6 protein-coding genes and 1 pseudogene are annotated in these 5,210 nt (G+C 64.9%); 1 reads left to right on the top strand and 6 read right to left on the bottom strand.

The window, feature by feature from the left end:
• The 6 genes and pseudogenes from ACK41V_RS23225 to ACK41V_RS23200 all read right to left on the bottom strand — a co-directional run.
• Positions 1–177 (bottom strand): annotated as a pseudogene (locus tag ACK41V_RS23225) (DSD1 family PLP-dependent enzyme); the annotation flags it as partial.
• Complete coding sequence (locus ACK41V_RS23220) at positions 161–802, bottom strand: histidine phosphatase family protein (RefSeq protein ID WP_409785980.1); 642 nt, start codon at positions 800–802, stop codon at positions 161–163. The gene ACK41V_RS23220 and the pseudogene ACK41V_RS23225, both read right to left, overlap by 17 nt.
• A 34-nt stretch (positions 803–836) precedes the next feature.
• On the bottom strand, positions 837–1,550 hold the full coding sequence (locus tag ACK41V_RS23215) for a DUF4136 domain-containing protein (RefSeq protein WP_409785978.1): 714 nt from the start codon (positions 1,548–1,550) through the stop codon (positions 837–839).
• 84 nt (positions 1,551–1,634) lie between these two features.
• A complete protein-coding gene (gene ttcA / locus ACK41V_RS23210) occupies positions 1,635–2,615 on the bottom strand; it encodes a tRNA 2-thiocytidine(32) synthetase TtcA (RefSeq protein WP_409785976.1) in 981 nt (326 codons plus the stop codon).
• A gap of 4 nt (positions 2,616–2,619) precedes the next feature.
• Positions 2,620–2,991, bottom strand: coding sequence for a dihydroneopterin aldolase (locus tag ACK41V_RS23205; RefSeq protein ID WP_008907163.1), 372 nt, complete (start codon positions 2,989–2,991; stop codon positions 2,620–2,622).
• 26 nt (positions 2,992–3,017) lie between these two features.
• Positions 3,018–3,815, bottom strand: a complete 798-nt coding sequence (locus ACK41V_RS23200) for an SDR family oxidoreductase (protein WP_409785974.1) — start codon at positions 3,813–3,815, stop codon at positions 3,018–3,020.
• On the opposite strand from ACK41V_RS23200, the gene ACK41V_RS23195 reads away from it, so the two are divergent.
• Positions 3,815–4,933: a class I SAM-dependent methyltransferase gene (locus ACK41V_RS23195; protein WP_409785972.1), complete on the top strand. Its 1,119-nt coding sequence runs from the start codon at positions 3,815–3,817 to the stop codon at positions 4,931–4,933. The genes ACK41V_RS23200 and ACK41V_RS23195 overlap by 1 nt on opposite strands.
• The last annotated feature ends 277 nt before the right edge of the window (positions 4,934–5,210 follow it).

Raw genomic sequence — 5,210 nt, 5'->3', positions numbered from 1 at the left:
GGCGCTTTTGTGCAGCTTGGCGTGGGGCCGCCAGCGCACCTGGTGCTTGCGGGCAAATTCGGCCATGCGTTGGATGTTGCGGTCCATGGCGTCCAGGTCCACCACCAAGGCCGGGGTGTCGATCAGGTCCACGCGTTGCCCCACGGTGGACTGCAGTGCTTCAGGAATGGGTTTCATCGCGCGCTGCTTTGTTGTCCAGGTGCTGTGTGTCTGCCCAGCCGACCAGCGTGAGGCCGTCGGGTGTCCACAGCAGGCGGTTGATGGCGGCGTTGGCGAGCTGCCAGGTGCGCGGCGCCTGGATGTCCTGGCGTGTGGCCAGGCGGTACAGCACATCCAGCACACCGCCGTGCGCCACCATCACCACCTGCTCACCCACATGCTGCTGCGCCAGAGTGGTCACGATGCGTTCAATGCGCTCGCGCAGCGTGACCAGCGACTCGCCGCCCTCGGGGGTGTAGTGCGGGTCGCGCTTGCGCCAGCGCAGCGCGTCTTCGGGCAGCTCGGCCTCGATCTCGGCAAACGTGCGGCCCTGAAAGTGGCCAAAGCTGCGTTCGCGCAGCCCGAGTTCGGTGGTCAGCGGCGCGCCCGTGGTGCGGGCCACGGCCTGCGCGGTGGCGTGGGCGCGCTTCAGGTCGCTGGTGTAGATGGCGGCAATGGGCTCTCCCGCCAGTGCTTTTGCGACCTGATCGGCCTGCCACAGGCCCGTGTCGTTGAGCGGAATGTCCAGGTGGCCCTGGATGCGGGTGTCCACGTTCCAGGCGGTTTCGCCGTGGCGGATGGCAACGATGCGGGTGGCTTGCATGCAGGCGGGTAGAGGGGAAGGGTCAAAGGTTGAATCAGCGGGCCGGTGCAGCAGGCACCACCACACCCGGCTGGGCGGGGGAGGGCGCTGGCGCTACTGCCGATGCGGGTGTAAAGGGCAGGCGCACCTGCCGTGGGCCTTGCGGCGGCTGGGGGAAGCCTTGCAGCGCTGCATCCAGCAGTACGCCGTACACGGCAGGGTCGCTCACCCACACGTCTTCGTGCACGGCCGATGTTTCGTACACCACGGCCTGGGTCTGGGCATCGCGCATGACCAGGCTGACGGCGCGGCGGTGCAGCGGCGTGGGTCCACCCATGCGCCAGATGCCGCCCACGCCCCAGCCCCGGCCGTGCCAACCGCCACCAAACCCACCGTTAAATGCCCAGGGCGAGGGGCCGTAGAAGCCGTGCGGGCCGTGAGGATAGGACCAGGGGTCCACCCGCGGCACGTTGTCGGCCTGCACGCCGATCTGCACCAGCAGGCGGGGGGCGCCAGCGTCGTCGCGCTGCAGACCCACGCGGGCCAGGGCTTGTTCTGCCAATTGGGCAATGGGGTCGAACGACGGGGTTTGCTGCGACGGCAGGCGCTCCAGCCGGTAGGTGGCGGGGCTCGGCAGCGCATTCAGTGTTGAAAAACTCTGCACCCGCCCATCGACGATGCGGGTGGTGCTGCAACCTGCGAGCAGGGCGGTGGCCAGGCCCAGCAGCAGGGCAGCCGTCCAGCGGTGTGGTGTAGTGAACAGTGTCATGGCAGTGGCTCCTCAGTCGGTGTCAGCAGGCCATCCTGCGCGCAGGTGGCAAAGGCTGTGGGAGTGCCCGTGGCCGCACGAGGTTCACGACAACTGCACCACCTGAACACCTGGTAACGAAGGCGTGGGCGCTGCAAACTCTTCCTTGTCAAACGCCTTGTCGCCGTTTTCGCTGGCAATGCCCGTGGCCCTGGCGTTCTTGAAGTCGAACAGGCTGCCGTCCAGCAGGTGCGAGGGCACCACGTTCTGCAGCGCATTGAACATGTTCTCCACGCGGCCGGGGAACCGCTTTTCCCATTCGCGCAGCATCTCCCCCACCTGCTTGCGCTGCAGGTTCTCCTGGCTGCCGCACAGGTTGCACGGGATGATGGGGAAGTTGCGGTGCGCGGCCCAGCGGGTGGTGTCTTTCTCGGCCACGTAGGCCAGGGGGCGGATCACCACATGCTTGCCATCGTCGCTCACCAGCTTGGGCGGCATGCTTTTCATCTTGCCGCCAAAGAACATGTTGAGCAGCAGCGTCTGCAATATGTCGTCGCGGTGGTGGCCCAGCGCGATCTTGGTACAACCCAGCTCGTCGGCCACGCGGTACAGAATGCCCCGGCGCAGGCGGCTGCACAGGCTGCAGGTGGTCTTGCCTTCGGGGATCAGCTTCTTGACGATGCTGTAGGTGTCTTCGTTCTCGATGTGGAACGGCACGCCGGTGGTGGCCAGGTACTCGGGCAGGATGTGCTCCGGGAACCCGGGCTGCTTCTGGTCCAGGTTCACGGCCACCAGGTCAAAGTGGATGGGCGCGCGGGCCTTGAGCTTGAGCAGGATGTCCAGCAGCGCGTAGCTGTCCTTGCCGCCCGACATGCACACCATCACCTTGTCGCCTTCTTCAATCATGTTGAAGTCGACGATGGCCTTGCCCACCTCGCGGCACAGGCGCTTTTCGAGCTTGTGGGTTTCGCGCTCGATCTTCATGCGGGCGGCGCCGCTGGTGGCTTCGGCGCTTTCCTCCGTCCAGCCGGTGGATTGGGCGGAGCCGGGGTTGGATGTGGGGGCTTCATTCAATACTGCGCTCATGGGGTCACCACTGTCCTGTCTCAATGCGAATGGCCACTTCGCAGTCGTCAAAAATTTCGAGTTTGGCAATCTTCACCCGCACGCCCAGCACGCCGGGCAACTGCATCAGGCGGTTGGCCAGCTTGCCGATCAGGCTCTCCAGCAGGTTCACATGCTCGGCCGTGCACTCGTCGATGATGATCTGGCGCACACGCCGGTAGTCCAGCACATGGCCGATGTCGTCGTCGCGCGGGGCCAGCGGCTGCACGCCCAGGCTCAGTTCGGCATCGACCTGGATGGGCTGGGGGTCGGTTTTTTCGTGGTCGAGGATGCCCAGGTTGGCGTCAAAGCGCAAACCGGTGAGCGTGAGGATCTGGGTGCCTGCAGCGGTGGTCATGAATAGGTCCTGGAGTGAGCGTACGCTCACATCAAAGAGAAATCGCGGTCAAACTTCATCAGGTGCTGGCCACCATCGACCAGCAGCGTGGTGCCGGTCATTGACCGGTTCTCCAACGCGAACTTCACGGTGGCGGCCACGTCCTCAGCAGTGGACGAGCGGCCCAGCGGGGACAGCGCATGCAGCTGAGCGAACTTTTCGTCGCTGAGCATGTGGCTCGTCAGCGTGAGGCCGGGCGCCACACCCACCACGCGCACGCGCGGCGCCAGGGCGATGGCCAGCATGGTGCCCGCAGCTTCGAGTGCGGCCTTGGAAAGCGTGTAGCTCACAAAATCGGGGTTCTGGTTCCAGAGCTTCTGGTCCAGCAGGTTGACCACGGCGCCCTGCGCGTCGGCCTCGCCCTGGGCAACGCGGTCGGCCACATGCTGGTGCAGCGCCTGGGCCAGCAGCACGGGGGCGGCGGTGTTGCTGCGCAGGTGTTTTTCGAGCGCGGCAAAACCAAAGGTCTCAACGTTGTCGTGCTCAAACAAGGATGCGCTGTTGACCACCGCATCCACACGGCCAAAGTGCGCCACCACGCGGGGCAACAGGCCACGCACGGCAGCTTCGTCGTCAAAATCAGCATCAAAATGGGCGCTAGCGCTTGTCATTAGTGCGCAAGCAGCTACGGTATCGATAGCATCCTGCTGCGATGAGCGATAGTGCACCGCCACCTGCCAACCGCCCGCCGCCAGGGCCAGCGCAATGCTGCGGCCCAGGCGCTTGGCGGCGCCTGTGACCAGAACGGTGCGTGGGTGGGTGGGGTCATGTGGGCTGGGAGACAATGCGGGCCGTGACCCAAAGACCCGACAGTTTAACGACCGCCCTGCACCAGCACATCACCCAGGCCATTGCCGCCGAGGGCGGATGGCTGGGTTTTGACCGCTTCATGGCCTTGGCCCTGTACACGCCCGGCCTGGGCTACTACGCCAACGATTCCACCAAATTCGGTGCCATGCCCGAGTCCGGCAGCGACTTTGTGACCGCGCCCGAGATGACCCCGTTGTTCGGCCAGACGCTGGCCGTGCAGGTGGGCGAGGCCCTGGCGCACACCGGGACCGACGAGGTGTGGGAGTTTGGCGCGGGCTCCGGCGCGCTGGCGCTGCAACTGTTGGAAACGCTGGGCGATCAGGTGCAGCGCTACACCATCGTCGATCTGTCGGGCAGCCTGCGCGCGCGCCAGCAGGCCAAGCTGGTGGCGCACGCCCACAAGCTGCGCTGGGTGGATGCGCTGCCCGAAACGTTCAGCGGCGTTGTGGTGGGCAACGAGGTGCTCGACGCCATGCCCGTGCAGCTGCTCGCGCGACACGGTGGCCGGCAAGGCGGCGTGTGGCATGAGCGTGGCGTGGTGGTGCAGGACGACGGCAGCTTTGCCTGGGCCGACCGCCCCACCGACCTGCGCCCGCCCATCGACATCGAAGGCCCACAGGACTACCTGACCGAGATCCACGCCCAGGGCGAAGGCTTCATGCGCATGCTGGCCGACCGGCTCGTGCGCGGCGCAGCCTTCTTGCTGGACTATGGTTTTGGCGAGAGCGAGTACTACCACCCGCAGCGCCACATGGGCACGGTGATGTGCCACCAAGGCCATCTGGCCGATGGCGACCCGCTGGTGCAAGTGGGCTTGAAGGACATCACGGCCCACGTCAACTTCACCGCCATGGCGCTGGCCTCGCAGGAGGCGGGCCTGAACGTGCTGGGCTACACCACGCAGGCGCATTTCCTCATCAACTGCGGTTTGCTACCAAAAATGGAGCTGCTACCGCAAGCGGGACGGGCGACAGCGGCCAAATTGATCATGGAACACGAAATGGGCGAGCTGTTCAAGGTGCTGGCCGTCGGCGCAGGCGAGCCGTGGGAGCCTGTGGGGTTTGCGCACGGGGATCGGTCGCACCGGTTGTGAGTGGCACCTGGACATATCTAAAAAGATAGCTGCTTGCGCTTTCTGAATAAGCGCTAGAGCCTGTTTTTATTAAAAATCGGGGTTGGCGTTGATTTTGCTCGCTCCCTTTGTGGGAGTTGGCGGGGGGATAGGGGGGGCTTCAGTTGGGGCATTGCTGCTCATTTCTCCCTTGTATCTTTCGTTTTCGATGTTTAGGCAAATGAGTTTGGACAGTTATCCACAGCCCGTAAGCCCTCTGGGATCGAAGCCCGTGGGAGAGCATTTGGCGTGGATGACT

Origin of the sequence: Acidovorax sp., from assembly GCF_046291265.1 — a bacterium.
In the GTDB taxonomy this organism is placed as follows: Bacteria; Pseudomonadota; Gammaproteobacteria; order Burkholderiales; family Burkholderiaceae_C; genus Acidovorax.
This window is presented reverse-complemented; position numbering and strand designations above follow the sequence as displayed.

What these genes read in the sequence shown, in the direction of transcription:
- ACK41V_RS23220 (WP_409785980.1), bottom strand. Translation starts at nt 802, where the DNA reads ATGCAAGCCACCCGCATCGTTGCCATCCGCCACGGCGAAACCGCCTGG.
- ACK41V_RS23215 (WP_409785978.1), bottom strand. Translation starts at nt 1,550, where the DNA reads ATGACACTGTTCACTACACCACACCGCTGGACGGCTGCCCTGCTGCTG.
- ttcA (WP_409785976.1), bottom strand. Translation starts at nt 2,615, where the DNA reads ATGAGCGCAGTATTGAATGAAGCCCCCACATCCAACCCCGGCTCCGCC.
- ACK41V_RS23205 (WP_008907163.1), bottom strand. Translation starts at nt 2,991, where the DNA reads ATGACCACCGCTGCAGGCACCCAGATCCTCACGCTCACCGGTTTGCGC.
- ACK41V_RS23195 (WP_409785972.1), top strand. Translation starts at nt 3,815, where the DNA reads ATGCGGGCCGTGACCCAAAGACCCGACAGTTTAACGACCGCCCTGCAC.